Below are 1940 nucleotides of genomic sequence, written 5' to 3' on the forward strand. Positions count from 1 at the left end.
ATCCAGAACCTGCCGGTGGTGTTCGCACTCGACCGCGCCGGCCTCGTGGGTGCCGACGGCGCCACGCACGCGGGCGCCTACGACATCCCGTTCCTGCGCTGCATTCCCAACATGAGCATTGCCTGCCCGGCCGACGAGCGCGAGTGCCGGCAACTGCTGTCGAGCGCCTACGAGCAGAACCATCCGGTGGCCGTGCGTTATCCGCGCGGGGCCGGTGCGGGTGTGGTGCCGCACCTCGCACTCGACGCGCTGCCGTTCGGCAAGGGCGAAGTGCGCCGCGAGGGCAAGCGCATCGCCATCCTGGCCTTCGGCACTTTGCTGTACCCGGCGCTCACGGCGGCCGAATCGCTCGATGCCACGGTGGTCAACATGCGCTGGGCCAAGCCGCTCGACGTCGAGCTGCTGCTGAAGGTGGCGGGCACGCATGACGCCATCGTCACGCTCGAAGAAGGCGCCGTCATGGGCGGAGCGGGCAGCGCGGTGCTCGAGGCGCTGCAGGCGGCCCATGTGCAAAGGCCGGTGCTGCAGCTGGGCCTGCCCGACCGCTTCATCGAGCATGGCGACCCTGGCAAATTGCTCGCATCGATCGGTCTCGATGCGCCCGGCATTGCCGCTTCGATTGCGCAGCGCTTCGGCGCGGCCGCCGCAGGGTAAACCCCCGCCGGGCGGGTGTAAGTGCGTTTTTACAATATCCGGGACTTACAAAAGTCCTCGACGCGGCCACAAGCCGCGTTTCGTTTTTTCCAATGCACTCGGAGTGAATTCAATGGATCGTCGTTCCCTCATTAAAAACGCCGGCATTGCGGGCGTTCTGGCCGCCGGCATTGCGCCCGCAGTTCATGCGCAGGCGGCCGTCCGCTGGCGCCTGGCGTCGAGCTTTCCCAAGTCGCTCGACACCATCTACGGCGGCGCGGAAGTCTTCGCCAAGGCAGTCAAGGCCATGTCGGGCGGCAAGTTCGAAATCTCGGTCCATGCCGGCGGCGAGCTGATGCCTCCCTTCGGCGTGGTGGACGGCGTGCAGAACGGTTCGGTCGAGATGTGCCACACCGTGCCCTACTACTTCTACGGCAAGAACCCCGCGTTCGCGCTGGGTTCGGCCATTCCGTTCGGCCTGAACTCGCGCCAGATGACCGCGTGGATGATGCACGGCAACGGCCGCAAGCTCATGAACGAGTTCTACGCCAAATACAGCATGGTGAGCTTCGCCGGCGGCAACACGGGCTGCCAGATGGGCGGCTGGTTCCGCAAGGAAATCAAGTCCGTGGCGGACTTCAAGGGCATGAAGATGCGCCTGGGCGGCGGCCTGATCGGCGAGGTCATGCAGAAGATGGGCGCGGTGCCGCAAAGCCTGCCGGGCGGCGAGATCTACCAGGCACTCGAAAAGGGCACCATCGATGCCGCCGAATGGGTGGGACCGTACGACGACCAGAAGCTCGGCTTCAACAAGGTGGCGCCGTTCTACTACTACCCCGGCTGGTGGGAAGGCGGTCCGGAAGTGGACTTCTTCATCAACCAGAAGGCCATGGACGGCCTCTCGGCCGAGAACAAGGCCATCGTGGAAGCCGCCGCGGCCGTGGCCTCGTCGGACATGCTGGCCAAGTACGACGCGCTCAACCCGATCGCGCTCAAGCAGCTCGTGGCCGCCAAGACCAAGGTGCTGCCGTTCTCGCAAGCCATGATGGACGCCGCCTACAAGGCTTCGCTCGAGGTCTATGCCGAGAACGACGCCAAGAGCCCCGAGTGGAAGAAGATCTACGCCGACTTCCGCAGCTTCCAGCGCGACCAGGTGCTCTGGTTCCGTTTTGCGGAATCGCGCTTCGACTCGTTCATGTCCACGCTCAAGCTCTGATCCGGGTTCGTTCCGGCCAGTAAAAAGCCCCGCGATGCGGGGCTTTTTTTTGTGTCCCGGGGAAGGCCCGCGGCCGCCGCGTGCCCCGGAG

2 protein-coding genes are annotated in these 1940 nt (G+C 65.2%); both read left to right on the top strand.

Translation table 11 applies throughout. The features are described from left to right. Window positions 1-654 (top strand): transketolase C-terminal domain-containing protein (locus AC1DOC_RS31695; protein ID WP_478131341.1); only part of this gene is annotated, 654 nt, incomplete at its 5' end. A gap of 112 nt (window positions 655-766) precedes the next feature. Next, window positions 767-1849 carry a TRAP transporter substrate-binding protein gene (locus tag AC1DOC_RS31700; protein ID WP_012746715.1) on the top strand — a complete coding sequence of 361 codons (1083 nt, stop codon included), beginning with the start codon at window positions 767-769 and terminating at the stop codon, window positions 1847-1849. The last annotated feature ends 91 nt before the right edge of the window (window positions 1850-1940 follow it).

It is taken from the genome of Variovorax sp. 01T439_2 (assembly GCF_056398445.1).